Raw genomic sequence first — 24,888 nt, 5'->3', positions numbered from 1 at the left:
CGGGACGGCGAGCGACGCGAAAGCGCAGATCAGTTCAGGCGAGGTGTGGCGAGAAGGTGAAGGCAAACAGCACGCTGCGGCGGCGCTTGAGCACCGTGTCACTCGGCCATGCACGACGCAGTGCCTGGAAGGCAGGCTGGCGGGCGTGTGGGAGGGACTGGGTACGGCGCATTGCTTTGGCTACTACGCAGGTGATTGAAAAAGAGGCGGCACTCTAGCCACCTCCGGGGGGCGAGTCAATTGCCCGGGGGCCTGGCAGAGGCCCCCGGCGCTCAGCGTTTACCTGTACTTGGCAGGAACACCGCCAACAACCCGAACAATGGCAGGAACGAGCACAACCCGTACACATACTCGATACCACGCAGGTCTGCTACGTACCCCAACAGCGCAGCGCCAATGCCACCAAAGCCGAACATCAGGCCGAAGAAGATCCCGGCAATCATGCCCACGCTGCCCGGCACCAGTTCCTGCGCATACACCACGATCGCGGAAAACGCAGAAGCCAGGATAAAGCCGATCACCACGCTCAGTACTGTGGTCCAGAACAAATCGGCATACGGCAGCGCCAGCGTGAACGGCGCCACGCCCAATATTGAAAACCAGATGACTGCCTTGCGCCCGATACGGTCACCGATCGGCCCGCCAAAGAAGGTGCCCGCCGCCACCGCGCCGAGGAACAGGAACAGGTGCAGCTGCGAGCTGGCCACCGACACACCGAACTTCTCGATCAGGTAGAACGTAAAGTAGCTGGTGAAGCTGGCCATGTAGAAATACTTGGAGAACACCAGCAGGCCCAGCACGATCAACGCCGCAATGACCCGATTACGCGAAATGCCGTGGGTAGCCTGAACCGCCTTGCGCGCCTTGGCCTGATTGAGGTGCTCCTTGTACCAGCCGCGCAGCATCAGGGTGACGCCGAGGAAGAACAGCCCAGCCACGCCGAACCACGCCACATGGGTCTGGCCGAACGGAATGACGATGGCCGCTGCCAGCAGCGGGCCCAGAGCGGAACCGGTGTTGCCACCGACCTGGAAGGTCGATTGGGCCAGGCCGAAGCGCCCGCCCGAGGCCAACCTTGCAATACGCGAGGTTTCCGGGTGGAAGGTCGACGAGCCGATGCCCACCAGCGCCGACGCCAACAGGATCATCGGAAAGCTGCCAACGAAGGCCAGCATCACAATCCCCACCAACGTGCACAGGGTGCCTAGCGGCAGCAGATTTGGCGTGGGCCGGCGATCGGTGAAGAAGCCGACCCAAGGCTGCAACAGCGAGGCGGTGATCTGGAACGTCAGGGTGATCATGCCGATCTGGGCGAAGCTCAGGTCGTAGTTGGCCTTGAGCATCGGGTAGATCGCCGGCAGCACCGACTGGATCAGGTCGTTGATCAAGTGCGCCAAGGCGCAGAAACCGATGATACGCATCACCAACGGCGTGGCTTGGCTTGCCGCTACCGGGGTGGGTGCGGTGGAGGCACTACTGGTGGCCATTTACCTAAATCTCCGTCCTCAGGTTTGGGATCCGATTATCGGGAAACAAATAGATACATAGCTACCTTTTTATTCGCCTGTTGCCACACGCTTGAAAACGACTGCATCTGGTGCAGGGCACTCGCTTGCAGATAGCCCGCCATGCAGGGCGAGCAGCGGATGGTCTCGGCGGGTGTGCGGCGCCTTCTACCTCGACCGGCGTGGCCAAAGCCTGCAATCCCTGGCTGCAACCCAGCAGCTGCAGTTGCTGGGCGTGCGCGGGCACTGGCTTCTGGTGCACTGAAACCGGGGCTGGCCGCTAAGTTTTTGAAAGCGTGCAAATTTTTTTTGAAATGAGTGTTGACAGAGGGGGCGTTCAAGAGAATAATGCGCGCCATCGGCTACATAGCTCAGTTGGTTAGAGCATAGCATTCATAATGCTGGGGTCCGGGGTTCAAGTCCCTGTGTAGCCACCAAACAAGACGAAGGGCTTACCGCAAGGTAAGCCCTTTTTCTTTGCCTGCAAAAAAGTTCGCTGACACCAGCGTAAAACCCTTCCAGCAGCAGCCTCGAATCTCAGCTTGGCTGCTGCAATCGCCGCCTCAACGCATTCCGGTCACCGCCACAGCCAGGCCAAGCCCGATCAATGCCAGACCAATGGCCCGGTCCACCAGCACTTGCCGTTCGATCATCGCCTTGCGCAATGCCGTACTGGAGAAAAATACTGCCACCAGGCTGAACCACAGCCAATGGGCAACGGACATGAACGCACCGTAGGCGAAGTTCAGCGTCAACGGGCTGCCAGGCTGTACCACCTGGGTGAAGGCACTGATGACAAACAACATGGTCTTGGGGTTGAGGGCATTGGTCAGAAAGCCGGTGCGCAGCGCTTGCAGTACGCCGGCAGCGGACCGGCCAACTCCGTCCAGGCTGATGCGCCGGGTGTTGGTCAATGACTTGTACCCCAGGTAGATCAGGTAGCCCGCACCCAGCACTTTCATGATCAGGAACAGCGCCGGGCTCTGGCTGATGATTACGGCAATGCCCAACACCGTGTACAACACATGCACCTGCACCCCCAGGGCGATGCCTACGGCAGCAGCCAGCCCGGCCTTGCGCCCCTGTGCATAACTGCTGCGGGTGACCATGGCGAAGTCTGCGCCGGGGCTTATGACCGCGAGCAAGGTGAACAGGGCGACGGCAATGAGTTCGGTCATGCTGAGGGTCCTCGATAGGCGATGGAAATGCACAGACCGCCAATTATCGAGCGCTTACCGACGCGGAAAAATCGATTTATGCTGAGATAAATCTGATAGTTTTTTTCACAGACATTTACAGCCTGCCTGGGCCTCTTCGCGGGTAAACCCGCTCCCACATGCCACCTATTTACCCGCGAAGAGGCCGGCACAGCTGAACCGGGATATCATGAAACTGCCGCCACTCAACGCCTTCCGCTACTTCGACATCGCCGCCCAGACCGAGAGCTTCGTGCGCGCCGCCGAGCACTTGCACGTCACTCACGGCGCGGTCAGCCGCCAAATACGCCTGCTGGAAGAAAGCCTTGGTGTGGAACTGTTCGAGCGCCGCAACCGGGCCATTTTCCTCACCCCCGCCGGCCGTGCCCTGCAAGGCACCACCCAGGCGATCTTCGAGCAGCTGGAGGGTGCCGTGCAGCGTTTGCAGCACCAGGTCCGCGACAATGTGCTTGTGCTGTCCTGCGAGCCGACCATCGCCATGCGTTGGCTGATCCCGCGCTTACCGAGATTCCATGCCGCCCACCCCGACCTTCAGTTGCATCTGGTAGCCGCAGGCGGCCCGCTGGACTTCGCCCGCAGCGGTATCGACCTGGCAATTCGCCGCGACGACTTCCACTGGGACAACCAGCTGTACAGCCAGAAAATCTGCGACGAATGGATCGGCCCGGTTTGCCACGCCGCCTCCCCTGCCCTCCTTGAAGGCCAACGGCTGCTGCACAGCGCCACCCGTCCCACTGCCTGGCCCACCTGGCTGCGACTGAGCGGCCAGCAGACGAGACACAGCGAACGCAGCGACTACGAACATTTCTACCTGTCGATTCAGGCCGCCAGCGCCGGCCTGGGCCTGGCCATTGCCTCAGCCCTGATGGTGCGCGACGAACTCGACAGCGGGCAGTTGCAGGCGCCGTACGGTTTTGTGCGCGATGGCTCGGCCTACCACCTGCTCAGCCCACAGCCCCTGCCCGACAGCGACAAGTGCCAGCGCTTCGCCGAGTGGATAATGGACGAATGCCGGGGTTGCCTGGCTCATTTGGGCTTGATGCAGAACGACGACCCGGCACTGCCATCGCCACCCCAGGTGCGATAGCCGGCGGTATCCACATGAATGCGGCCTGATGGGTAGCGGCCCAGGCCCATGTTCCAGGCTTGGCCGTGCTGCTGCCAGAAACGGCACAGCGGATTGGGATCGGCCCACGCCGGCAGCAGTATGTCGACGGCGAACGCACGGGTATGCGCACTGTTGGCTGCCCCGCCCGCACAGGCGTTCAGACGCGGCTCACGGTAAGCCGAAACCACCTCGAACTGGCGCAGGATGCCTTGGTCGTCGAGTGCATTGATCAACGCGAGGGTCGAGCGTACAGCCGCCCAATTGGCGGGGGGCGGTACGGCGAAAGGCGATGCGCTGCACTGTCTCCAGTCCGATGCCGAGCGCAGCAACTGGTGAATTGGCACTACACCGTAAAGCCGGGCATCTACCAGCATTTCACGGAAGGGGCGGGTTTGATGATCACCCGCCCACTGGGCGAACATCCACACGTCGCGCTCGTCTGCGTGGGCCGCGCTTGCTACACACAGACCCGCTGCCAGAAGCAGTTTTCTCATTTTTTATCCGTCCCTGCCGAGAACAAAGCCTGCGCGCCCGGGTACACCCCTGCAAAGTCAGTCTTCGAACAGGGTGCAGGCCATCACCAGGGCGTCTTCACGGCCGCCGGCGATCGGATAATAGTCGCGGCGGCGGCCAATTTCGTTGAAACCGTAACGTTCGTATAAACGATAGGCCGACTGATTGCTGGCGCGCACTTCCAGGAAGCATTCGCGGCCATTGAGCTGATAGGCCCGGGCCATCAGGTGCTCGAGCAGACGCAGGCCCAGGCCGCAGCCTTGGTTTTCCGGTTTTACGGTGATGTTGAGCAGGTGCGCTTCGTCGATGATCACGTTGATCACGCCATGACCCACTTGCTGCTGGCCGTCGAACATCAGCCAGACTTCGTACGATTTGAGCGCATCCTGAAAGATTCCACGGGTCCAAGGATGACTGAACGCGGCATATTCGATCTTAAGTACGGCATCCAGATCCGCCTCGGTCATCGGGCGGAAGCTGATTGAGTCACTCATTCAACGCTCTTCCAGCGCGCCATCAGCTGGCGCATGGCTTTCCAGACGTCCGCCTTGCGTTGCGGCTCGTCCATCAACAGTTCAAGGCCCGGCAATGCCCAGGCGTCGCCCAGGCTGTCAAGCGTCAGGGTTTGGTAGTAGGCCTCGGCGTCGGCATTGGCGGCAAAACGCAATGCAGGCAGGCCGACCAGCCACAGACAGGTACACGGGGCGTCTTCCAGGCGGGCCTGAACGAAGCCCTGGACGAAATCGCGCGCAGCCTCCGGCCCCTGGTCCATGTTGCCGCGCACCAGCAGTGGCCAGCGAACCGGCTCGCCGATGATCTGCGGGGCGTCGGGCAGGCCGGCGGCGCGCAGCATGTCCTTGAGCAGCAGGTAGGAGGGGTCGCGGCTTTGGAACGGCTGGCCGGTGGCCAGCTCCACCAGCAGCAAGCAACTGCCGGCGCGCAACAACTGTAGCGAGAAGCGCGGTGGCGGCACGGGCACCGGGCGCGGAGCTGCGGGCTCTTGTGCTTCGGCGGGCTTGACGGCGGGTTTGGGCACACTGCCCGGCCGCGGGATCTCGATTTTCGGCCGCTCGCCGGAACGGGCCTGGGGGATGACGGGCGTTTCGTTGGTTGCCGACGCCGGCCGGACTTCGAAATCGATGTCCTCGACCGGCGCAACCGGCAGCAGCAGTTCGGGCCGCGACGGTGCGGCGAACGGCAGCTCGGCGCGCGGCAGCCAGTGCACCACTTGCATGGCGGAAAGGTAGGCGCGGCGACGGGGTTCGGTCAGCAAGGGGCGGGTATCCGAGGGGGTGACGGCAATTGGGCATTCTAACGTGTACGCCGTGGTTTTTGCAGCGCCTATCAGACCGAGCGCCGCCCGCGCGGCGCATCGCGAGCTACGCTCGCTCCTACGTTTGTTTCGGGCCAATTATTCCTGTGCCATTTGCGCGCGAACGCCTTGGCGCATGGCGCAATATCACGTCTTACAAACAAGGCGGTCGCGCGCGCCCGTCACAGGCGTTACTGGCCCGAAACAAACGTAGGAGCGAGCGCAGCTCGCGATGCGCCGCGCGGGCGGCGCTCGATCTCGACCCCACCCTCACCCCCCGCCATACACCTACACACCACAGAATATCGCGTCGTACAAACAAGGCGGTCGCGCACGCCTGCCACAGACATTACTGGCCCGAAACAAACGTAGGAGCGAGCGCAGCTCGCGATGCGCCGCGCGGGCGGCGCTCGGTCTCCCAGGCGACGCACCTCTACCGCCATACCCTCAAGGCCACACCGCCTGGCATGACGTTGCGCAATGGCCGGGTGTGCTTGCCGTGGTTTTTTTGGGGGGGGCAGAAATCGAGCGCCGCCCGCGCGGCGCATCGCGAGCTGCGCTCGCTCCTACGTTTGTTTCTGGCCAGTAACGCCAGTGACAGGCGCGCGCGACCGTTTTGTTTGTACGACACAATATCGCGCCAAGCGCCAAGGCGCCCGCGCGCAAATCCCCCAGAAATAACTGGCCCGAAACAAACGAGCGAGCGCAGCTCGCGATGCGCCGCGCGGGCGGCGCTCGATCTCGCCCCCACCCTCAAACCCCCGCCATACACCTACACACCACAAGGTTATCCCTCATTACAGACCAAGGGGTAAAAACCACCCCCGCGAATGCAGTACAATCGCCCCCTTTTTCTTGGCAACGAGTCGAAGCCAATGATCGAACCCAAGCGCGTCCTGCGCGCCCTAGCCGAACACTGGGCCCTGATCGAGCCGCTGTGCGAGCGTTTCGACCAGGGCACCCTGAGCCTGGTCGAACTGCGCCAGCATGTGGCTCGCCAGCAGCTCGAAAGCACCCCGCAGGACATCACCCAGCTACTCGACGTTTGGATCCGCCTGGATATCCTGGTCCCGGTGGCCAAAAGCCCGAACCGTTTCGAGCTCAACGCGCAGATCCACGACTTCCTCGCCTACCTGCGCCGCGAACACCGGCTGGGCCTGTGCCTGGAGATCGAAGCCTACTTGCGCCACCTGGAGCGCCTGGCCGGGCACATCCAGGATGCCTTCGACAACCGCGACAGCGACGACCTGGCACGCCAGCTGCGCCTGCTCGACATGCGCGTGCGCGATGTGCTGAAAAAGCTCGACAACGACGAGCAGGCACTGGTGGCCGTGGCCGAACGGGCCAAGACCAGCAACCGCCAGATTCCGCTGCGCCAGCGTTATGCCGAAGTACTGGCCACCTGGGACGAATACGTCGAGCCGATGATCCAGCTGGTCAACGCCGACGGCGCCTTCGAGCAAGGTGTACGCAAGGTCGAGACCGTGCTGCTGAAACTGCTGGGCGAACAAGCGCGCCTGGGCCACTTGGTCGACGACGACATGCTGCTGCGCACCCACGCGCGCATCCTGGAAATGCAGACCAACGCACAGTTGACCCTGCGCCACGCCCGCGAACTGCTGCTGCCGCTGCGCGAAGAAGCCCGCCGGCACAACGCCGTGACCCGCGGCGCGGCGCTGGCCCTGTCGGTGATCCGACGCAAGGGCATCGATGCCGTGCCGCAAGCGGCCATGCCGATGTTCACCCGCCCGCAAAGCACCTTCCTTGGCAGTGCCAGCCAGGTCGAGGCCTACGTTTACGCACTGGCCCGCTTCGAGCCCAAACCGGCGCGTTTCCCCAAAGCCCACAAGACCCAGTCCGACGCCCTGCCCCGTGCTCCGCGCACGGTCAAGGAAATGACCGAACGCTGCGAACAGGCCCTGCCACTGCCCGACCTGATGGTCTGGCTGCTGGAGCAGGAGCCCGAAGGCGCCACCGATGAGCTGCTGTACTGGTTCTCGCGTCTTTCGCGGGAAAAGCGCTTCAAGCGCGAACGCCTCGACCGCCGCGAATACACAACTCAGGAACACCTGGTCAGCCTGCGTTCGTTCGCCCTGACCTCCAGCCGCGAAGACGCCCCCAGCGCGCCTACCGAACCCAACGCGAGCCCAGCCCATGCATCTTGATCTTTCCGAACTGTCCCAGCTCGCGCCGATCTTCCGCGAGCTGTTCAAAGGCTTCCACATCAGCCGGCGCGACCCTGAGCTGTACGCCCAGCTGTCGAACTTCCAGGACCAGTACCGCACCCTGTTCAAGGCCCTGGGCTTCGAGCTGGTATGCGACACCCGTGGTTTCTACTACTTCGTGCCGGACATGACCGCCGCGCAGGTCAACAAGACCGCGCAGCGCCTGTCGCTGTTCACCTTCATTCTGGTCGAGCACCTTGCTGACCAGGGCCGCGACCCGATGGCCGTGCTCGACGGCGGTAGCATCGGCCGCGACGAACTGCCCTCGCTGCTGGACAAGTACCGCGACCTGTTCCTGCAGGCCGAAGTGCAGACCGTGGACGAGCTGGAAGAAAAAATCCTGCGGCGCATGACCCAGCTCGGCTTCGCCCATGAGGAAGGCGGCATCTACCGCTTCCTGCCGCCCATGCACCGCTTCCTCGATGTGTGCCTTGCAGTGCAGCAGGACCGCGACCTGGCCGCCACCCTGCACAGCGACCTGCCGCTGCCGACCCCGGTACTGGTCGAGGAAGAAAGCGCCGAAGAACTCAACCGCACCGACGACCCGCTCGACCTCACGCCTTTCCAGGGCGAGGAAAGCGAAGAGGACGCCCTGGCCCGGGCCATCCGCGAAGAGCAACAGGAGATTGACGCATGAGCCAGGAACGCTACGGCATCCGCCGCTTCGCATTGCTCAACACCGCCGGCTACAGCCTTGGCCTGTTCCCGCTGGAGCACCCGCTGTCGGTATACGGCGCCAACAACCTGGGTAAATCGGCGTCGATCAACGCCCTGCAGTTCCCGATCCTGGCACGCATGTCGGACATGAGTTTCGGCAAATACAGCCTTGAGCAGTCGCGCCGCTTCTACTTCGCCAGCGACACTTCGTACATTCTCTGCGAACTGAGCCTGCCCCACGGCCCGCACGTGATCGGTGTGGTCGGGCGCGGTCCGGGCGGCGGTTTCGGCCACCAGTTCTTCGCCTACAAGGGCGAACTGGACCTGGCCCACTACCAGAAGAACGACACCTGCCTGCGTCAGAAAGAGCTGTTCACCAACCTTGAACGCCTGGGTATCAAGGCTTACGAACTGAAGCCGGACGAACTGCGCCGACTACTGGTGGGCGGCCACACCTCGGTGCCGCTGGACCTGACCATGATCCCGCTGCGCTCCACCAGCGAGCAAAGCCTGAAAACCTTCCGCGCGCTGTTCATCAATCTGCTGCACATGCGTGAAATCACCGCCGCCAAACTCAAGCAACTGTTCCTCGACGCCTTCGAGCACAGCCTGCGTTCGGGCAGCGTCGACTACATCGCTGCGTGCGAGGAAGCCTTCCGCGACGTACGCCGCATGGAGCAGGACTACAACGCCCTGGTCGCTGCCGGCCCGCTGGTCGAGGCCCTGGCCGGCGGTGTGGCCCAGCGGGACATCCTGCGTGGCAAGCTGCACCGCATTTCGCCTGTGCTCGACACCCTGCTGGGCACCTGGCAGGAATACGCCATGGCGCGCAAGGAAGAGCTGGTCATCCAGTCCGAGCACTACCGTGGTGAGCAGGACCGCCTGCAAAACGACCAGCGCGGCGGCACCCAGGAGCTGATGCGCCTGGAGCGTGAAATCAGCGGTATCCAGCGCTGGCTAGGCGAGCTGTCGGTGCTCAAGCACCGCTTTGCGCTGGTCGACGACGTCAAGGTGCTGGAACAGCAACTGCTGGCGGCCAAAGACGCCCACGACGAACTGGCCGGTGCTCTGGCCCAGTCACGACAGTTCAGTGCCGAAGACCTCGACGAGCGCGTACGCGACCTGGAAAAACGCCTGAAGCAGGTCAAGCAGCAGCTGGATCACGCTGACAACAACAGCTACGCCCGCCTGCGCGAAGAGTTCTCGCAACAGGACGTGGACCGCCTGATGCGCCTGTTCAACGGCGCATTGTTCAGCCTGCCGCTGGGCGACCGCGGCATCGAGCTGGACGATAGCGACCTGTGGGTGAAGTCGCTGGAAGCGGTGCTCGACGGCTTCAAGGGCGAGCGCTTCGAGGCCCCCGGCCTGGCCATCGATCTGACCCACATCGACCCGCCGGCCCTGCAGGCCCTGGCCGACCGCGCCGCCCTGCGCGACCAGAAAGAGCGCCTGGAAAAAGAGCTCAAGCAGCTAAAAACCCAGCAGGCCGTGGCCGCCGACCGCTCCGCCTCCAAAGCGCAGACCGAAACCCTGTACCAGGAAGTGCTGGACGCGCAGAAGGCGCTGGAAGACTTCCGCCGCAGCCAGACCCTCGCCGCCGAAGAGCCCGAGAAACTGGAACAGCTCTCGCAACTGGAAGCGGCCCAGGACGAACTCAAGCGCTCCAGCGACGCCTTCACCGAGCGTGTCCAGCAGCTGTCAGCCAAGTTGCAACTGGTCGGCCGCCAGCTCGGCGACCTCGAGTCCAAGCAGCGCACCCTGGAAGACGCCCTGCGCCGTCGCCAACTGCTGCCGGCCGACCTGCCCTATGGCACGCCATACATGGAAGCCATCGACGACTCGATGGACAACCTGCTGCCGCTGCTCAATGACTACCAGGACAGCTGGCAAGGCCTGCAGCGGGTGGACAATCAGATCGAGGCGCTGTACGCCCAGGTGCGCCTGAAGGGCGTGGCCAAGTTCGACAGCGAAGACGACATGGAACGCCGCCTGCAACTGCTGGTGAACGCCTACGCGCACCGTACCGATGAAGCCCTGACCTTGGCCAAGGCACGCCGCGCCGCGGTCACCGACATCGCCCGAACCCTGCGCAACATCCGCAGCGACTACGACAGCCTCGAGCACCAGCTGGCCCTGTTCAACCGCGAGATCAACAAGCGCCGGGTGTCCAACCTGGAAAGCTTCCGCGTGGTACTGGCGCCGAACAAGGAAGCGCTCAAGCACATCGACCAGATTATCCACAGTGCCGGTCAGTACGAAGAAGGCGAAACCCTGTCGGTCTTCGACCTGACCCAGAGTGCCGATCAGGACAACAAGAACGAGGAGGCCAAGGAGTACCTGGCACGGCTGGTAGCGGCCAACCACAACCAGCTGGGCCTGAAGGACCTGTTCGAGCTGGCGTTCGAGATCACCAAGGTCAATGGCCAGCCGGTCATCCACGCCGACATCGACGGTGCGGCGTCCAACGGCACCACCATGACCATCAAGGCGCTGACCAACATGTACCTGTTGCTGCACCTGATGGACCGTGACCTGGCCGGGCGCATTCGCCTGCCATACTACCTGGACGAAGCGGCAGACATCGACGAACGCAACCAGGCGGCACTGCTGGAGACCAGCCAGCAACTGGGCTTCGTGCCGATTCTGGCGAGTGTGAAACCACAGGTCTCGGCGCACGTTGCGATCGACCTGGAAGGTGGCAGCGGGCCGAACGGCATCTACATCGACGAGGCGGACTGGAAGTTCATCAGCCGGCTGGATGAAGTGAAGGCGGTTGTGCGTGAGGATCAGGCCGAGGAACTGGCCTGAGATAGCTGGGGCCGCTTTGCGGCCCTATCCTGCATGCGCTGATCCCTGTGGGAGCGGGCTTGCCCGCGAACACGGGCGAAGCCCGTGCCATCCACGGCGGTGTCTTCTTCGCGGGTAAACCGCTTGTGTCGCGATAGGAGGCCGACGGCCTCCCGGCAACCTACCAGGCTATCAATGAGCCCAAGGCAGGATCGGAATGGCAGTCACCGCATTCTGCGGACTGCCTTCGATCATGCGGTCGCTGTACACCAGGTACACCAGCGTATTGCGCTTCTTGTCGAGAAAGCGCACCACCTGCATGGTCTTGAACACCAGCGAGGTACGTTCCTTGAACACTTCCTCGCCATCTTTGAGCTCACCCTTGAAGTTGATCGGCCCGACCTGACGACAGGCAATCGATGCCTCCGCCCGGTCCTCGGCCAGCCCCAAGCCCCCCTTCACCCCGCCAGTCTTGGCCCGCGACAGGTAGCACGTCACGCCCTCTACCTTAGGGTCGTCGAACGCCTCGACCACAATGCGGTCGTTCGGCCCGAGGAACTTGAACACGGTGGACACCCGGCCGACCTCTTCAGCGCCGGCCAGCATCGGCAGCACGAACGCTGCCACAGCGATTACCTTCTTCAGCGGGCTCATACCAGCACCAGATTGTCGCGGTGTACAAGTTCCGGCTCGGCGCTGTAACCAAGGATCGACTCGATGGCGTCGGACGACTGACCAATGATCTTCTGCGCCTCCAGGGCGCTGTAGTTGGCCAGGCCGCGAGCCACTTCAAGGCCGTCCGGGCCGACGCACACCACCATCTCGCCACGACGGAAGCTGCCCTGCACAGTCTTCACGCCAACCGGCAGCAAACTCTTGTTGGCCTGACGCAGCGCTTGCACGGCACCGGCATCCAGCACCAGGGTGCCACGGGTTTGCAGGTGACCGGCCAGCCATTGCTTGCGCGCCGCGAGCATGCCGCGCTCGGGCGACAGCAAGGTGCCCAGGCGCTCGCCCGCCTTCAGGCGGTCCAGCACGCGCTCGATGCGACCACCGATGATGATGGTGTGGGCACCGGAACGGGCAGCCAGGCGCGCCGCACGCAGCTTGGTCTGCATGCCGCCACGGCCCAGGGCACCACCGGTACTACCGGCCACGGCATCCAGTGAGGGGTCGTCGGCACGGGCTTCGTAGATCAACTGCGCTTCGGGGTTGTTGCGCGGGTCGGCATCGAACATACCATCGCGGTCGGTGAGGATCACCAGCAGGTCGGCCTCGACCAGGTTGGCCACCAGCGCCGCCAGGGTGTCGTTGTCGCCAAAGCGGATCTCGTCGGTGACCACGGTGTCGTTTTCGTTGATCACCGGCACTACACCCAGATCAACCAAGGTGCGCAGGGTGCTGCGGGCATTCAGGTAACGCTTGCGGTCGGACAGGTCGTCATGGGTCAGCAGGATCTGCGCGGTGTGCTTCCCGTGCTCCCCGAAGCTCGACTCCCAGGCCTGCACCAGGCGCATCTGGCCGAGCGAGGCAGCCGCCTGCAGCTCGTTCATCGCACTCGGTCGCTTGGTCCAGCCCAGCTGGCTCATGCCGGCAGCCACGGCCCCGGAGGAGACCAGTACCAACTCCACGCCTGCCTCACGCAGCGCGACCATCTGCTCGACCCAAACGGCCATTGCACCGCGGTCGAGGCCCTTGCCATCGGCGGTCAGCAGAGCACTGCCAATCTTAACGACCCAGCGCTTGGCGCCCGTCACCTTGCTTCGCATCTTCTTCCAACCTATGTCGAATCTGTAGATACCGTGGATACAAAAACGCCGCTCCAGAGAGCGGCGTTTAGTGTACTGCAACCGATCAGTCGCGCACGTAAATGATTTCCGGACCGTCTTCGTCGTCCTCGAAATCATCGTCCCAACCGTCATCGTCGCCGATGTCGTGCACGCTCTTGACGCCGGTACGACGCAGGGTGCGGGCGTCGTCCAGGGCCTGCAGCTGGGCACGGGCTTCGTCTTCGATGCGCTGGTCAAGGTCGGCCAGCTCTTCGGCGTAGGCCGGGTCGTTGGCCAGACGGTCGGCGCGGTCTTCGAGGTAGCGCATCAGGTCGTGGCTGAGCTTGTCGGTGCCCTGCTTGGAAATGGCCGAGATCACGTAAACCGGGCCTTCCCACTCCAGACGGTCGATCACTTCCTGCACACGCTCGTCACGCTCGTCGTCCATGACCATATCGGCTTTGTTCAGCACCAGCCAGCGCTCACGCTCGGCCAGCGACGGGCTGAAGCGGGTCAGCTCGTTGACGATGACTTCGGCGGCATCGGCCGGGCTGCTTTCGTCCAGTGGCGCGATGTCCACCAGGTGCAGCAGCACGCGCGTACGCGCCAGGTGCTTGAGGAAGCGGATACCCAGACCGGCACCTTCAGAAGCGCCTTCGATCAGGCCGGGGATGTCGGCGATGACGAAGCTCTTCCAGCGGTCGACGCTGACCACGCCCAGGTTTGGCACCAGGGTGGTGAACGGGTAGTCGGCGACTTTCGGCTTGGCGGCCGAGACCGAACGGATGAAGGTACTCTTGCCGGCGTTGGGCAAGCCCAGCAGGCCGACGTCGGCCAACACCTTCATTTCCATCTTCAGGTCACGCTGCTCACCCGGTTTGCCTGGGGTGGTCTGGCGCGGCGCACGGTTGGTGCTCGACTTGAAACGGGTGTTGCCCAGCCCGTGCCAGCCACCTTGCGCGACCATCAGCTTCTGGCCGGGGGTGACCAGGTCACCGATCACTTCCTGGGTGGAAGCATCGATCACGGTGGTGCCGACCGGCACGCGCAGGAACAGGTCTTCACCCTTCTTGCCGGTGCAGTCGGTGCTACCGCCGTTGGAGCCACGCTGGGCTTCATGGTGACGGGTGTAGCGGTAGTCGACCAGGGTGTTCAGGTTTTCGTCGGCAATCATGTACACCGAGCCACCGTCACCGCCGTCACCGCCGTTAGGGCCGCCGTTCTCGATGAACTTCTCGCGACGGAAGCTCATGCAACCGTTGCCACCGTCACCGGCCTTGACCCGAATGGATACTTCGTCAACAAACTTCATTAAAACCGCCTCTCGTCGGTAGACGAGCTGAATGACTCAAAAACATGAGGCTCTTGCAAAAATGAGCGCGGCGGCCCCGTACGACCGTAGAAACCAACGCCGGCAACCCAGACAAACAGCTTTGCAAGAGGCTCACCACAAACGAAAAAGCCCCGTCGCATGACGGGGCTTCTGGAGCGACGTCGCGATTAAGCGGCGACGATGCTCACGTAACGGCGCATGAACTCGCCTTTCTTCTCGAACTTGATCACGCCTTCGATCTTGGCGAACAAGGTGTGGTCCTTGCCCATGCCAACGCCGTAGCCAGCGTGGAATTCGGTACCGCGCTGACGGACGATGATGTTGCCTGGCTTGATAACCTGGCCGCCATACATCTTCACGCCAAGGCGTTTCGATTCTGAGTCGCGACCGTTACGAGTACTACCACCAGCCTTCTTGTGAGCCATGGTTCAATTCTCCAAATAAATTCAGGGGATCTAGGGGATTAAGCCTGGATGCCGGTGATTTTGATCTCGGTGAACCACTGGCGGTGGCCCATACGCTTCATGTGGTGCTTACGACGACGGAACTTGATGATGCGAACCTTGTCGTGGCGGCCTTGCGAAACGACTTCGGCCACTACTTTAGCGCCAGCAACAACTGGAGCACCGATGGTGACTTCTTCACCGTTGGCGACCAGCAGAACGCGATCGAAGGTCACGGATTCGCCAGTGGCGACTTCCAGTTTTTCGATCTTGAGGAATTCACCTTCAGCGACTTTGTACTGCTTGCCGCCGGTAACGATTACTGCGTAAGACATGGTATTTCTCCGATAATCCTGCTCACCCAGCGCTTTATATGATGAGTATTGGCTGGCATGGCTGCACAGGGCTGGAACGGCCCGGCGCAATTGCGTAAGGCAGGTGCTGCCCAGGAAGTTAGGGTGCGCGATTGTACGCAACCGCGGTTTTGCTTGCAAGTGCCGCCCCCGGCCAGCTGGCACCGCGCCTTGACACACCGGGACCCGCGACCTAGCATGCCGCGCAACCTCACTGGAGCAGCCGATGCAACCCCAAACCTTCTACCGCGCGGTGGCTGATGATTTCAGCGCCGTCGACGAGATCATCAAGAAGCAGCTGACCTCGCGCGTGCCGCTGGTATCGAAGATCGGCGACTATATCACGTCCGCCGGTGGCAAGCGCCTGCGTCCCCTGCTGGTACTGCTGTGTGGCAAGGCCCTGGGCCGCGAAGGCGACGACCTGCGCCTGCTGGCCGCCACCATCGAGTTCCTGCACACCGCCACCCTGCTGCACGACGATGTGGTCGACATGTCCGGCATGCGTCGCGGCCGCTCTACCGCCAATGCCCTGTGGGGCAACGCGCCAAGCGTACTGGTGGGCGACTTCCTTTATTCGCGCTCGTTCGAAATGATGGTCGAACTGGGCTCGATGCCGGTCATGCAGATCCTGTCCAAGGCCACCCGCGTGATTGCCGAAGGTGAAGTGCTGCAACTGTCGCGTGTACGCGACGCCAGCACCACCGAGGAAGTCTACATGGAGGTCATTCGCGGCAAGACGGCGATGCTGTTCGAAGCGTCGACCCACAGCGCTGCGGCACTGGCCCAGGCCACCGACGAGCAGCGCGAAGCCCTGCGTACCTTCGGCGACCATCTGGGCGTGGCCTTCCAGCTGGTCGACGACCTGCTGGACTACAAGGGCGACTCGCAGACCTTGGGCAAGAACGTCGGTGACGACCTGGCCGAGGGCAAGCCTACCCTGCCGCTGATCTACACCATGCGCGAAGGCACTGCCGAGCAGGCGGCGCTGGTACGCCAGGCGATCCAGAAGGGTGGCCTGGAAGATCTGGAACAGATTCGCGTCGCGGTCGAGGAATCGGGTGCGCTGAAGTACACCGCCGAGCTGGCGCGCGATTACGTGAAGCGTGCCATTGCCTGCCTCGAAGTGCTGCCTGCCAGTGAATACCGGGATGCGCTGGTTGAACTGAGCGAATTTGCGGTCGCGCGTACGCACTGACAGACCGAGTCGTCTTCATTCGCGAGCAAGCCCGCTCCTACACCATCTGTGGGGAGCAGGCTTGCCCGCGATGCTTTTGTCCGGACATAATCACTTCCGGGAAAATACCTTTTACAATGTGGGCTTTTAACCGCCCGTCTGTTTGTTTGAGGAACCGAAGTGAGCACTCTGCCACCCTGCCCAAAATGCAACTCCGAATACACCTATGAGGATGGCACTCAGCTGATCTGCCCTGAATGCGCCCACGAGTGGTCGGCCAGCGGCGATGCCGAGGCGACCAGCGACGAGGTGGTGAAAAAGGACTCGGTCGGCAACATCCTGCAGGACGGTGACACCGTCACCGTGATCAAGGACCTCAAGGTCAAAGGTTCGTCCCTGGTGGTCAAGGTCGGCACCAAGGTCAAGAACATCCGCCTGTGCGATGGCGACCACGACATCGACTGCAAGATCGACGGCATCGGCGCCATGAAACTGAAGTCCGAGTTCGTCCGCAAAGTCTGATCACACAAAAATCTGGCAATCGGCGCTTGCCATTTAGGTAATAGGAATTATTCTCATTGGAACCGCTATCCAAGGAGAATCTCCATGACTTACCTGATCGACGCCTGGCTGGAACGCCCCCACCCCTACCTGCGCATTCTTCATCGGGAAACCGGCGAAGTGTGCGCGGTCCTTGAAGAAGAAGCCCTCGACGAACTGCGTGACCAGGGTGACCTGGACATGAGCGGGCTGAATTCGAGTGAACCGGGGGTACTCAAGGAACTGGTACGGAATCTGTTTCTGTTCTGCTATGCGCGGGCATTGCACCCTGGGGGGACAGACTGGAATTGAGGCCGGCAGGGCCGGCCTCTTCGCAGGTGAACCCCACCCCTACAGAAAAAGGTGGGCTTACTCGCGAATGGGCCGCAAAGCGGCCCCAACGACCTTACAGAACGTCGAGCAGTTCGACGTCGAACACCAGTACGCTGTGCGGCGGGATGCTGCCAACGCCTTGGGCGCCGTAAGCCAGCTCGCTTGGCACGTACAGGCGCCATTTGCTGCCAGCGTTCATCAGTTGCAGGGCTTCGGTCCAGCCAGCGATCACGCCGCCTACCGGGAACTCAGCCGGCTGGCCACGCTCGTAGGAGCTGTCGAACACGGTGCCGTCGATCAGGGTGCCGTGGTAGTGGGTACGCACGTTGTCTTCGCGGGTCGGCTTGGCGCCTTCACCAGCGGTCAGCACTTCGAACTGCAGGCCCGAAGCCAGTGTGGTGATGCCTTCACGCTTGGCGTTCTCGACCAGGAATTCCTTGCCAGCAGCAGCGGCGGCTTCGGCCTTGGCTGCAGCTTCGGCTTGCATCACCTCGCGGATGACCTTGAAGCTGGCCGACAGGTCGGCTTCGCTGACGCGGCTGTCGGCACCGTTGAAGGCATCGGTCAGGCCGGCCAGGATGGCTTCCAGGCTGACGCCCGGTGGCGGGTTGTCGCGCAGCTGGCCGCCCAGCTGACGGCCGATACCGTAGCTGACGCGAGTTTCATCGGTAGACAGGTTGAGTTCGGACATTGTCGTGCTCCACTGCAGGGCGCAGTGCAGCCGCGCCCTTGATAAAAAGGGCGAGCAGCCTAGCACACTGAGGCGTTGTGAGCAGCTACCAGGCCGAACGCTGGGAAATCGGCAACTTCAGGTCTTCTTCCGGGTGCGTACCCATACCGCACATTTCATCCTGCACCGACCAGTGCACCAGGTTCATCGAAACCATGGGGATGGTTTGCAGCAACTTGCGCGCATCTTCCACCGAGTGCACGCGCAAGCGCTCACCGCGGGTATCGGACAGGGGGTGAGGATGGCCTTTGACCCGGGCCTCGAGCAGGTAGTCACCGCCTTCGATGGCGATCAGGTTCAGTTCGTCGACATGGCCAGCCCTGGCCTCGGTATTGAGCTGATGCAGGTTCATGAGAGCACCTCGCGATGGGAACCACGCATGAGAGCTCATTTTTTGTACAGGAAGGGAGAATGCGCAAGGCATGACTGACGCCACTCGTCAGTTGAGCCTAGATCTCTGTGGGAGCGGGCGTGCCCGCGAAGCAGGCCACGCGGTGGCTGCCACCGGCTTTGCCGGTGTTCGCGGGCATGCCCGCTCCCACGGGAGTTGCAGTGAGGCCTGGCGGGACTCAGTGCTTGGTCAGCTTGTCCAGGTAGCCCATGCAAAACGCCGAGACCACGAAGGTCATGTGGATGATCACGTACCACATCAGGTAATCGGTGGAGATGTTCTGCGCATCCATGAACACCCGCAGCAGGTGAATGGACGAAATCGCCACGATCGACGCGGCAACCTTCATCTTCAGCGACGAGGAGTCCATCTTGCCCAACCAGTTGAGCTTTTCCTTGCTTTCATCGATGTCCAGTTGCGAAACGAAGTTCTCGTAGCCGGAAATCATCACCATCACCAGCAAGCCACCGACAAGCGACATGTCGATCAGTGAAAGGATCACCAGGATCAGGTCAGCTTCGCTCAACGCAAAGACATTGGGCAGGACGTGGACCACTTCCTGGAAAAATTTCAGCGCCAGGGCCAACAGGCCGAGGGACAAGCCGAAGTAGATCGGTGCGAGCAGCCAGCGCGAGGCATACATCGCGTTTTCGAGGATACGTTCCATGAAGTTCAGGACTCATCAGGTGACTAAAAAAGCGACGGCGAGTATAGCCAGCCACCTGTTACAGCAAAAGCCCGGGGGCTGCTCCGCAGCCCCGGCATTCTTCAGTTCTCAGGATGAAACTGGTAATCCCCCAGGTTGCGACACCGCTCACCATTGATCCGCCGCAACTGCGCCTGCAAATGCAGACACCAGATCTGCGGGTCTTCCGCCACCTGATAACCATGCAGGGTCAGGCTGTCGACAATGGCATTGAGCACCGACTCAGCCACCAGCGGCCCATGAAACGGCCCCTGTGCCTTGATCGCGGAGGGTTGTTCACCGGCCATGCCGGCGGCGAACAGCAGGGTCCACATGCCGTTATCCCCGGCCAGTGGACGAATGCTGCATTCGATACGAGTCACCAGGCCCAGGCACTGGCGTGTGAGGCTGAGGTTGCGCATGGCCGCGTCCCCTCCAATGAGCCTTGTTCAGCCCGAAACCCTCAGGCTGTTTCCATCCTGAACGCTGTACCGTCCTTAAGTTCCAGCATAGAAGAACAGTTCAGAAAGATGGAAAACTGGCGCTGAACGGTAGCACATCGCCGCCAGCGCCAGTTTGTTGACTCAGGCCGGTTTGGCTTGGGCAATCACGTCTTCAAGGCGTTCCTTTTCTGCCTTCTCGATGTCTTCCTCGCTGATCATCTCGGCAATTTCCCGCAGGCGCTCCACCACACGGGCATTGACGCTGCCCTCGGTGAACAGCCCCTTGTCGTCGAGTACCCCGGCCTCCTCGCCCACCAGCAGGCTCAGCGCCTCATCCGCCTGACTGACCGCGTAGACGTGGAACATGCCGTTCTCCACCGCCTGCAACACGCGCTCGTCAAGCATCAGGGTGGCAACGTTGGCACGCGGAATGATCACCCCCTGCTCGCCGGTCAGGCCACGCGCCTCGCAGAGGCGGAAGAAGCCCTCAATCTTCTCGTTGACCCCTCCCACCGCCTGTACTTCACCGAACTGGTTGATGGAACCTGTGATTGCGAAGCACTGCTTGAGCGGCGTGCGCGACAAGGCCGAGATCAGCGTGCAGGCTTCGCCCAGCGAGGCGCTGTCGCCGTCCACGTAGCCATAGGACTGCTCCAGGGCGATGCTCGCGGAGATCGCCAACGGGAATTCCTGGGCATAGCGGCTGCCCAGGTAACCGGTGAGGATCATCACCCCTTTGGAGTGGATCGGCTGGCCAAGGTTGACCTCACGCTCGATATCGACAATACCGCTGCCGCCCGGGTACACGGTGGCCGAAATACGCGCTGGCATGCCGAACGCCGAGTCGCCCACTTCCAGCACGGTCAGCCCGTTGCACTTGCCGATGGCCGCGCCTTCTGTGTCGATCAGGATGATGCCGGCAAGCATGTCGTCCAGCACCCGTTGCGACACACGCCCGGTACGGGTGGCCTTGGCCTTGAGCGCCCGCTCGATGTGGCCCGCATCGGTCATTTCGTCACTGGCCAGCTGGCGAATGAAATCAGCCTCGCTGACCAGCTGGAACAGGTCACCGATACGCGCCGACAGGCGCGACTGGTTCTCGGCCAGACGAGCACTGTAGGTGGCCAGACGCGCCACCGCGTCGCTAGTCAGCGGCGCCATGCCCTCTTCGTTGGTGCGGGTGCGCAACAGTTGGGCGAACTGCTCCAGGTTCTCGTCGACCATCGGCATGTCTTCATCGAAGTCCACCAGCACGCGGAACATCTCCTGGAAGTCCGGGTCGTGGTCCTGCAGTGCGTAGTACAGCTGGCGCGAGCCGATGATCACCAACTTGACGTTCAGCGGAATCACCTGCGGCTGCAGGCTGACGGAGGCAACACGGCCCAGCTCACCGATTGGCGACTCCATCTTCAGCTTGCGCGACTGCAACGCTCGCTTGAGCGCATCCCATACGAACGGCTCGCCCAGCATCTTCTCTGCTTCCAGAATCAGGAAGCCGCCGTTGGCGCGGTGCAGCGCGCCTGGGCGCAGTTGGCGATAGGAGGTATACAGCGCACCTTGGTCGGTGCTGTATTCGATACGGCCAAACAAATTGTCGTAGGTCGGGTGCGGCTCGAACACCACCGGCGCGCCACCGTCAGCGTGGTGGCCCACCACCAGGCTAGGCGCGTACTGCTCTTCGAGCAGCTTGCGGGCCACGGCGTCGGACTTGCTGTCATCGACCAGTTGCTCGACCAAGGTACGCAACAGGTTCAACTGCACCGATTGCAGGTAGGCGCAAACCGCCGCGTTTTCGGCGTACTTTTCCGAAAGCGGCGCCAGCAACGGCTGCAGCGCCAGAGTGATGGTTTCTTCGTTGAGCTGACGCAGCTGGTTGTTCGATTCGCGCTTCCATTGCGGCAGGCTGGCCAGTTCTTCGTTAAGGCGCTCCTCAAGCAGGGCAATGTCCTCGTGGAACTGCTCGCGCACCTCTTCCGGCAATTGGGCAAATTCCGCTTCATCCAGCGCCTTGCCATCGGCCATCGGCGTGAAGGCGACGTTGCTGGCATCGCGGTACAAGGCCACGTCCTTTTCCAGCGACGCGCGCTCGATCACATCCAGCGCGCGGTCATAGCGCTGGTTGAAAGCGCGGTCGATGGCGCCCTTCTTCTGCTGGTAGGACGGGTGTTCGAACACCGCCGGGAACGTCGACAGCAGGTTGTCGATCAATCCGCCCATGTCGCTGATGAACTCGGCGGCGCTTCCGGACGGCAGCTCCAGTGCACGTGGTTCACGGGTGTCGTCGAAGTGGTTGACGTAAACCCAGTCGGCCGGGGTTTGCTGGCGCTTGCCCTCGGCCTTGAGGTAGCGCTTGACGAACGAGAAGCGCCCGGTGCCGGGCTCGCCCATTACGTACACATTGTAACCGGGGCGCGGCATGGCCACGCCAAACTGCAGGGCCTCGACAGCACGTTCCTGGCCCAGGACTCCGCGAAACGGCTCCAGATCGTCGGTATGGGTAAAGGCAAACTGCTCGGGTGAGAAACGCCGGGTCAGGGCTTCAGGCGCAAGACGCAGGCGCGCAGCGACAGGATCGGGCATTGGGTTTCCTTACTTCGGCGGGGCAGATACGCAGCATTCTGGCGCTGCCCGCGCGCGCCTTGCAAGGCTCCACGGGACTTTATGTCGCAGCCGGTGCAGTCATGTGACAGCAAATTTTTCGCAATCAACAACGCAACCTTTAGATCGTGCCTAAACTCCAAGCTGCGCGGGTGGGTGAAAAGCTTTCCCGACCTGGCAACCGAGTTGCCAGAAACCCTGACCCTTGGTTAAGACAAAGAGAACAAATGCTATGAAACGGATTCTTCTGGGTACTCTGTTCACCGTGGTCTCGCTGAACGCCATGGCCGAAGCGCCAGGCGGCCCGAACTGCGGCTGGGGCAACATGCTGTTCGAAGGCCAGCGCGGCACGCCGGCACACTTCCTGGCTTCTACCACCAACGGCACCTCCGGTAACGCCACCTTTGGCATGACCTCCGGCACCAACGGCTGCTCGACCAGGGCTTCGCTGACCTACGGCGGCAAGTCCTGGTTCGCCATGAACGGCATGATGAACGAGCTGTCCGAAGACATGGCCATGGGCCAGGGCGAAGCTCTGACCACCTATGCCGTCGTTCTCGGCGTAGCACCGGAAGACCGCAGCTACTTCAACTCGGTCACCCACCAGCACTTCAACCAGATCTTCAGCAGCGCCGACGTCACTGCCGAAACTGTCCACAGCAACACCCTGGCCGTTCTGAAGAGCGACCCACGCCTGGCCAAATACGCTACCGAGGCCTAAGCACAGCTGCTCCCGCCCCACCCGGGGCGGGTTTCGCCTTTTTCGGCATCGTCAAGAAGTAGTTGCCCGATATGCTCAAACGCTTTGCTTGCCTGGCGCTGTGTGCCTGCGCCCCTGTTCATGCCGCCCCTGTGCTGGATCCAGGCCGTCTCCAGCAATTGGCCAATACCCCTTACTGGCTCGCCATTGGTCATTATGAAACCGCCAAGCTCGGCGGCTGGCGCAGCTATGTGGATGATGATGCGTTCTTCCTCGCCGAAGATGGCGCGCACCATCCGGACCAGGAACTCAAGGCTACGGTCGATGCGCTGTATGCCCCGGCCAGTCTCGGTGACAAGCACGCCCAGTGCGTATTCCCCGCGCGCACCCGCTGGCTTCGTGAACAGCTAGACCTGCAAGACTTGCCACAACCGGACTGCCAGGAATTCAAGACCTGGTACCAGTCGATCGACCCGCACAGCGCCGCGTTGATCTTCCCGGCAGCCTACCTGAACAGCCCGTCGTCGATGTTCGGTCACACCCTGCTGCGCATCGACCAGTCCAACACCCGCAGCGACGACACCACGCTGCTGAGCTACGCCATCAACTTCGGTGCCTATATCGAAGGCAGCGACAACAGCATCCTGTACGCCTGGAAAGGCCTGATGGGTGGCTACCCGGGGCTGTTCGCGCTGATGCCCTACCAGGAAAAACTGTCCGAATACCGCAGCCTGGAAAACCGCGACCTGTGGGAATACCAGCTAGACCTGACCCCCGAAGAAACCGGACGTATGGTCGAGCATGTGTGGGAGCTGAAGCAGATCCAGTTCGATTACTTCTTCTTCGACGAGAATTGCTCCTATCGCCTGCTGGAGCTGCTGCAAGTGGCCCGGCCGAGCCTGGACCTGACGTCTCAGTTCCCGCTGACCGCCATTCCCACCGACACGGTAAAAGCCGTGAAGCAGTCCGGCCTGGTCGCCAGCGAAACTTACCGCCCCTCTCGTGAGCGTGAATTGCTGGCCAGGGCCGAGCCACTCGACCACAACGAAAAGCGCCAGGTGCTGGCTGTAAGCGCCGACACTGCGCAATTGCAAAGCCCTGAATTCCAGGCCTTGCCTCGCGAACGCCAAGCGTTGGTGCAAGATGCCGCGTATCGTCTTGAGCGCTATCGGGCCAATGGCCAGGAACGCGACCCAGGGCAGGCCAAACGCAGCTTCGAGTTGCTGCGGGCGATCAACAGCAACCCGCCGCGCCCCCTGCAAATCGAACGCCCCGGCCTGCCCGAAGATGGCCATGACTCGCGCACCTGGCAGTTGGGCGTGGGTACCCGCGAAGACCGCGCCTACGCCGAATATGGCTTGCGCATGGCCTACCACGACCTGAATGACAACGCCTATGGCTTCCCGCTGGGCGCACAGATCGAAATCCTGCAATTGAAGCTGCGCCAGTATGAAGGCAACGATTGGCAGGTGCAGCGCCTGGACCTGGCCACCATCCGTTCATTGACACCCCGTAACGAGCTGCTCAAGCCTTGGTCATGGCAAGTGGCTGGCGGGCTGGAGCGGGTGCCGGGCAAGCATGATGACGAAGTGCTGGTGAGCCATGTGAATGGTGGCGCTGGCGGCACCTGGCAGCTGGCCGACGGTTTGCTGGGGTTTGCCTTGGGCACGGTGCGGGTCGAGCATCACAACGACTTCGCACAATTCATTGCCCCGGCGGCTGGCTTCAATGGCGGCCTGCTGTGGCGCAATGGGTTGGGCAACATGACGCTGGAGGCCAAGGGCGATTACTTCACCAACGGCGAGGTGCGGCGCAGTTTAAGCCTGAACCAGCAGTGGGAAATCAGCCAGAACCTTGGGCTTCGGTTGAGCGCTTCGCGTGAGTTCAGCCACCTGGCCACGGCACAGAACGAGGTGATGCTCGAGCTGAAGTGGTATCACTACTGAGGCTGCTTTGCGGCCTTTCGCGGGCACGCCCGCTCCCACAGGGTCTCCACACGATTCGAGGCCTGTGAAGTCCCTGTGGGCGCGGGCTTGCCCGCGAATTGGTCTGTTAGGCTGGCAAAGCAGTGT

At 62.2% G+C, this 24,888-nt stretch carries 25 protein-coding genes, 1 tRNA gene and 1 pseudogene; 11 read left to right on the top strand and 16 right to left on the bottom strand.

The annotated features are described in order from the left end of the window. Positions 1-34 precede the first annotated feature (34 nt). The gene (locus tag QCL51_RS03335; protein WP_003247435.1) at positions 35-172 is read right to left on the bottom strand and encodes a hypothetical protein; all 138 of its coding nucleotides are present in this window, start codon (positions 170-172) and stop codon (positions 35-37) included. A 100-nt stretch (positions 173-272) separates the two neighbouring features. Further along, positions 273-1,487, bottom strand: a complete 1,215-nt coding sequence (locus tag QCL51_RS03330) for an MFS transporter (RefSeq protein WP_021784743.1) — start codon at positions 1,485-1,487, stop codon at positions 273-275. Positions 1,488-1,653: 166 nt separating this feature from the next. On the opposite strand from QCL51_RS03330, the pseudogene QCL51_RS03325 reads away from it, so the two are divergent. Beyond that, positions 1,654-1,770 (top strand): annotated as a pseudogene (locus tag QCL51_RS03325) (peptide ABC transporter substrate-binding protein); the annotation flags it as partial. Between the two features lie 95 nt (positions 1,771-1,865). Next, positions 1,866-1,942 (top strand) — tRNA-Met (locus QCL51_RS03320). Between the two features lie 126 nt (positions 1,943-2,068). Here the strand turns inward: QCL51_RS03320 and QCL51_RS03315 are convergent. Beyond that, positions 2,069-2,683: a LysE family transporter gene (locus tag QCL51_RS03315; RefSeq protein ID WP_021784741.1), complete on the bottom strand. Its 615-nt coding sequence runs from the start codon at positions 2,681-2,683 to the stop codon at positions 2,069-2,071. A 208-nt stretch (positions 2,684-2,891) separates the two neighbouring features. On the opposite strand from QCL51_RS03315, the gene QCL51_RS03310 reads away from it, so the two are divergent. Further along, a complete protein-coding gene (locus QCL51_RS03310; RefSeq protein ID WP_021784740.1) occupies positions 2,892-3,809 on the top strand; it encodes a LysR substrate-binding domain-containing protein in 918 nt (305 codons plus the stop codon). Here the strand turns inward: QCL51_RS03310 and QCL51_RS03305 are convergent. Genes QCL51_RS03305 through QCL51_RS03295 form a run of 3 tightly spaced genes read right to left on the bottom strand, consistent with a single transcriptional unit; the run spans position 3,749 to position 5,616 of the window. After that, complete coding sequence (locus QCL51_RS03305; protein ID WP_021784739.1) at positions 3,749-4,324, bottom strand: D-Ala-D-Ala carboxypeptidase family metallohydrolase; 576 nt, start codon at positions 4,322-4,324, stop codon at positions 3,749-3,751. The genes QCL51_RS03310 and QCL51_RS03305 overlap by 61 nt on opposite strands. Before the next feature lie 57 nt (positions 4,325-4,381). Next, the gene (gene rimI / locus QCL51_RS03300) at positions 4,382-4,837 is read right to left on the bottom strand and encodes a ribosomal protein S18-alanine N-acetyltransferase (protein ID WP_004575708.1); all 456 of its coding nucleotides are present in this window, start codon (positions 4,835-4,837) and stop codon (positions 4,382-4,384) included. After that, positions 4,834-5,616, bottom strand: a complete 783-nt coding sequence (locus QCL51_RS03295) for a hypothetical protein (protein WP_031322630.1) — start codon at positions 5,614-5,616, stop codon at positions 4,834-4,836. The genes rimI and QCL51_RS03295 overlap by 4 nt, the downstream gene beginning before the upstream one ends. Before the next feature lie 914 nt (positions 5,617-6,530). On the opposite strand from QCL51_RS03295, the gene mksB reads away from it, so the two are divergent. The 3 genes from mksB to mksF are packed head-to-tail and all read left to right on the top strand — an operon-like array spanning position 6,531 to position 11,345. Continuing rightward, the gene (gene mksB / locus QCL51_RS03290; RefSeq protein WP_021784160.1) at positions 6,531-7,820 is read left to right on the top strand and encodes an Mks condensin complex protein MksB; all 1,290 of its coding nucleotides are present in this window, start codon (positions 6,531-6,533) and stop codon (positions 7,818-7,820) included. Further along, entirely contained in the window at positions 7,810-8,517 is a 708-nt protein-coding gene (mksE, locus tag QCL51_RS03285) for an Mks condensin complex protein MksE (protein ID WP_021784161.1), read from the top strand. Before mksB ends, mksE begins: the two co-directional genes overlap by 11 nt. Continuing rightward, on the top strand, positions 8,514-11,345 hold the full coding sequence (gene mksF, locus QCL51_RS03280; RefSeq protein WP_338444598.1) for an Mks condensin complex protein MksF: 2,832 nt from the start codon (positions 8,514-8,516) through the stop codon (positions 11,343-11,345). Before mksE ends, mksF begins: the two co-directional genes overlap by 4 nt. Positions 11,346-11,516: 171 nt before the next feature. Here mksF and QCL51_RS03275 read toward each other — a convergent pair whose 3' ends face one another. From QCL51_RS03275 to rplU, 5 genes are all read right to left on the bottom strand, one after another. Next, positions 11,517-11,978, bottom strand: coding sequence for a CreA family protein (locus QCL51_RS03275; protein WP_021784163.1), 462 nt, complete (start codon positions 11,976-11,978; stop codon positions 11,517-11,519). Then, a complete protein-coding gene (gene proB, locus QCL51_RS03270; RefSeq protein WP_021784164.1) occupies positions 11,975-13,093 on the bottom strand; it encodes a glutamate 5-kinase in 1,119 nt (372 codons plus the stop codon). Before proB ends, QCL51_RS03275 begins: the two co-directional genes overlap by 4 nt. Before the next feature lie 85 nt (positions 13,094-13,178). Beyond that, positions 13,179-14,405, bottom strand: a complete 1,227-nt coding sequence (cgtA, locus tag QCL51_RS03265; RefSeq protein ID WP_003247460.1) for an Obg family GTPase CgtA — start codon at positions 14,403-14,405, stop codon at positions 13,179-13,181. Between the two features lie 188 nt (positions 14,406-14,593). Continuing rightward, on the bottom strand, positions 14,594-14,851 hold the full coding sequence (gene rpmA, locus QCL51_RS03260; RefSeq protein ID WP_003247464.1) for a 50S ribosomal protein L27: 258 nt from the start codon (positions 14,849-14,851) through the stop codon (positions 14,594-14,596). A 38-nt stretch (positions 14,852-14,889) separates the two neighbouring features. Continuing rightward, positions 14,890-15,204, bottom strand: a complete 315-nt coding sequence (gene rplU, locus QCL51_RS03255; RefSeq protein ID WP_003247466.1) for a 50S ribosomal protein L21 — start codon at positions 15,202-15,204, stop codon at positions 14,890-14,892. A 244-nt stretch (positions 15,205-15,448) separates the two neighbouring features. On the opposite strand from rplU, the gene QCL51_RS03250 reads away from it, so the two are divergent. The 3 genes from QCL51_RS03250 to QCL51_RS03240 all read left to right on the top strand — a co-directional run bounded on the left by QCL51_RS03250 (position 15,449) and on the right by QCL51_RS03240 (position 17,248). Continuing rightward, positions 15,449-16,417, top strand: coding sequence for a polyprenyl synthetase family protein (locus tag QCL51_RS03250; RefSeq protein WP_010951940.1), 969 nt, complete (start codon positions 15,449-15,451; stop codon positions 16,415-16,417). Positions 16,418-16,576: 159 nt separating this feature from the next. Further along, a complete protein-coding gene (locus tag QCL51_RS03245; protein ID WP_021784165.1) occupies positions 16,577-16,918 on the top strand; it encodes a zinc ribbon domain-containing protein YjdM in 342 nt (113 codons plus the stop codon). 84 nt (positions 16,919-17,002) lie between these two features. Then, complete coding sequence (locus tag QCL51_RS03240; RefSeq protein ID WP_021784166.1) at positions 17,003-17,248, top strand: hypothetical protein; 246 nt, start codon at positions 17,003-17,005, stop codon at positions 17,246-17,248. Between the two features lie 94 nt (positions 17,249-17,342). Here the strand turns inward: QCL51_RS03240 and QCL51_RS03235 are convergent, their stop codons facing one another. The 5 genes from QCL51_RS03235 to QCL51_RS03215 all read right to left on the bottom strand — a co-directional run bounded on the left by QCL51_RS03235 (position 17,343) and on the right by QCL51_RS03215 (position 22,098). Then, positions 17,343-17,960 (bottom strand): FKBP-type peptidyl-prolyl cis-trans isomerase, encoded by a 618-nt coding sequence (locus QCL51_RS03235; RefSeq protein WP_003247482.1) that lies wholly within the window; start codon positions 17,958-17,960, stop codon positions 17,343-17,345. A gap of 85 nt (positions 17,961-18,045) precedes the next feature. Beyond that, positions 18,046-18,351 carry a DUF6482 family protein gene (locus QCL51_RS03230; protein WP_021784167.1) on the bottom strand — a complete coding sequence of 102 codons (306 nt, stop codon included), beginning with the start codon at positions 18,349-18,351 and terminating at the stop codon, positions 18,046-18,048. A 217-nt stretch (positions 18,352-18,568) separates the two neighbouring features. Further along, complete coding sequence (locus QCL51_RS03225; RefSeq protein ID WP_003247486.1) at positions 18,569-19,057, bottom strand: TIGR00645 family protein; 489 nt, start codon at positions 19,055-19,057, stop codon at positions 18,569-18,571. 101 nt (positions 19,058-19,158) lie between these two features. After that, a complete protein-coding gene (locus tag QCL51_RS03220) occupies positions 19,159-19,497 on the bottom strand; it encodes a hypothetical protein (RefSeq protein WP_021784168.1) in 339 nt (112 codons plus the stop codon). A 162-nt stretch (positions 19,498-19,659) separates the two neighbouring features. Next, a complete protein-coding gene (locus QCL51_RS03215) occupies positions 19,660-22,098 on the bottom strand; it encodes an ATP-binding protein (protein WP_021784169.1) in 2,439 nt (812 codons plus the stop codon). A gap of 250 nt (positions 22,099-22,348) precedes the next feature. On the opposite strand from QCL51_RS03215, the gene QCL51_RS03210 reads away from it, so the two are divergent. Further along, complete coding sequence (locus QCL51_RS03210; protein ID WP_021784170.1) at positions 22,349-22,837, top strand: DUF3015 domain-containing protein; 489 nt, start codon at positions 22,349-22,351, stop codon at positions 22,835-22,837. A gap of 71 nt (positions 22,838-22,908) precedes the next feature. Then, the gene (locus QCL51_RS03205) at positions 22,909-24,762 is read left to right on the top strand and encodes a DUF4105 domain-containing protein (RefSeq protein ID WP_021784171.1); all 1,854 of its coding nucleotides are present in this window, start codon (positions 22,909-22,911) and stop codon (positions 24,760-24,762) included. Positions 24,763-24,888 lie beyond the last annotated feature (126 nt).

The sequence above is a fragment of the Pseudomonas sp. LTR0 genome (assembly GCF_036630035.1).
Taxonomy (GTDB): domain Bacteria; phylum Pseudomonadota; class Gammaproteobacteria; order Pseudomonadales; family Pseudomonadaceae; genus Aquipseudomonas; species Aquipseudomonas putida_Y.
The sequence above is the reverse complement of the archived record's forward strand: the minus strand, read 5'-3'. Positions and strand labels throughout refer to the sequence as shown.

Excerpts from the sequence above, each read along its gene's own strand:
- QCL51_RS03210 (WP_021784170.1), top strand. The coding sequence starts at position 22,349 with ATGAAACGGATTCTTCTGGGTACTCTGTTCACCGTGGTCTCGCTGAAC.
- QCL51_RS03215 (WP_021784169.1), bottom strand. The coding sequence starts at position 22,098 with ATGCCCGATCCTGTCGCTGCGCGCCTGCGTCTTGCGCCTGAAGCCCTG.
- cgtA (WP_003247460.1), bottom strand. The coding sequence starts at position 14,405 with ATGAAGTTTGTTGACGAAGTATCCATTCGGGTCAAGGCCGGTGACGGT.
- QCL51_RS03225 (WP_003247486.1), bottom strand. The coding sequence starts at position 19,057 with ATGGAACGTATCCTCGAAAACGCGATGTATGCCTCGCGCTGGCTGCTC.
- QCL51_RS03330 (WP_021784743.1), bottom strand. The coding sequence starts at position 1,487 with ATGGCCACCAGTAGTGCCTCCACCGCACCCACCCCGGTAGCGGCAAGC.
- mksE (WP_021784161.1), top strand. The coding sequence starts at position 7,810 with ATGCATCTTGATCTTTCCGAACTGTCCCAGCTCGCGCCGATCTTCCGC.
- QCL51_RS03315 (WP_021784741.1), bottom strand. The coding sequence starts at position 2,683 with ATGACCGAACTCATTGCCGTCGCCCTGTTCACCTTGCTCGCGGTCATA.
- QCL51_RS03335 (WP_003247435.1), bottom strand. The coding sequence starts at position 172 with ATGCGCCGTACCCAGTCCCTCCCACACGCCCGCCAGCCTGCCTTCCAG.
- QCL51_RS03220 (WP_021784168.1), bottom strand. The coding sequence starts at position 19,497 with ATGCGCAACCTCAGCCTCACACGCCAGTGCCTGGGCCTGGTGACTCGT.
- rplU (WP_003247466.1), bottom strand. The coding sequence starts at position 15,204 with ATGTCTTACGCAGTAATCGTTACCGGCGGCAAGCAGTACAAAGTCGCT.
- rpmA (WP_003247464.1), bottom strand. The coding sequence starts at position 14,851 with ATGGCTCACAAGAAGGCTGGTGGTAGTACTCGTAACGGTCGCGACTCA.
- QCL51_RS03230 (WP_021784167.1), bottom strand. The coding sequence starts at position 18,351 with ATGAACCTGCATCAGCTCAATACCGAGGCCAGGGCTGGCCATGTCGAC.
- QCL51_RS03240 (WP_021784166.1), top strand. The coding sequence starts at position 17,003 with ATGACTTACCTGATCGACGCCTGGCTGGAACGCCCCCACCCCTACCTG.
- mksB (WP_021784160.1), top strand. The coding sequence starts at position 6,531 with ATGATCGAACCCAAGCGCGTCCTGCGCGCCCTAGCCGAACACTGGGCC.
- rimI (WP_004575708.1), bottom strand. The coding sequence starts at position 4,837 with ATGAGTGACTCAATCAGCTTCCGCCCGATGACCGAGGCGGATCTGGAT.
- mksF (WP_338444598.1), top strand. The coding sequence starts at position 8,514 with ATGAGCCAGGAACGCTACGGCATCCGCCGCTTCGCATTGCTCAACACC.
- QCL51_RS03305 (WP_021784739.1), bottom strand. The coding sequence starts at position 4,324 with ATGAGAAAACTGCTTCTGGCAGCGGGTCTGTGTGTAGCAAGCGCGGCC.
- QCL51_RS03250 (WP_010951940.1), top strand. The coding sequence starts at position 15,449 with ATGCAACCCCAAACCTTCTACCGCGCGGTGGCTGATGATTTCAGCGCC.
- QCL51_RS03205 (WP_021784171.1), top strand. The coding sequence starts at position 22,909 with ATGCTCAAACGCTTTGCTTGCCTGGCGCTGTGTGCCTGCGCCCCTGTT.
- QCL51_RS03275 (WP_021784163.1), bottom strand. The coding sequence starts at position 11,978 with ATGAGCCCGCTGAAGAAGGTAATCGCTGTGGCAGCGTTCGTGCTGCCG.
- QCL51_RS03235 (WP_003247482.1), bottom strand. The coding sequence starts at position 17,960 with ATGTCCGAACTCAACCTGTCTACCGATGAAACTCGCGTCAGCTACGGT.
- proB (WP_021784164.1), bottom strand. The coding sequence starts at position 13,093 with ATGCGAAGCAAGGTGACGGGCGCCAAGCGCTGGGTCGTTAAGATTGGC.
- QCL51_RS03310 (WP_021784740.1), top strand. The coding sequence starts at position 2,892 with ATGAAACTGCCGCCACTCAACGCCTTCCGCTACTTCGACATCGCCGCC.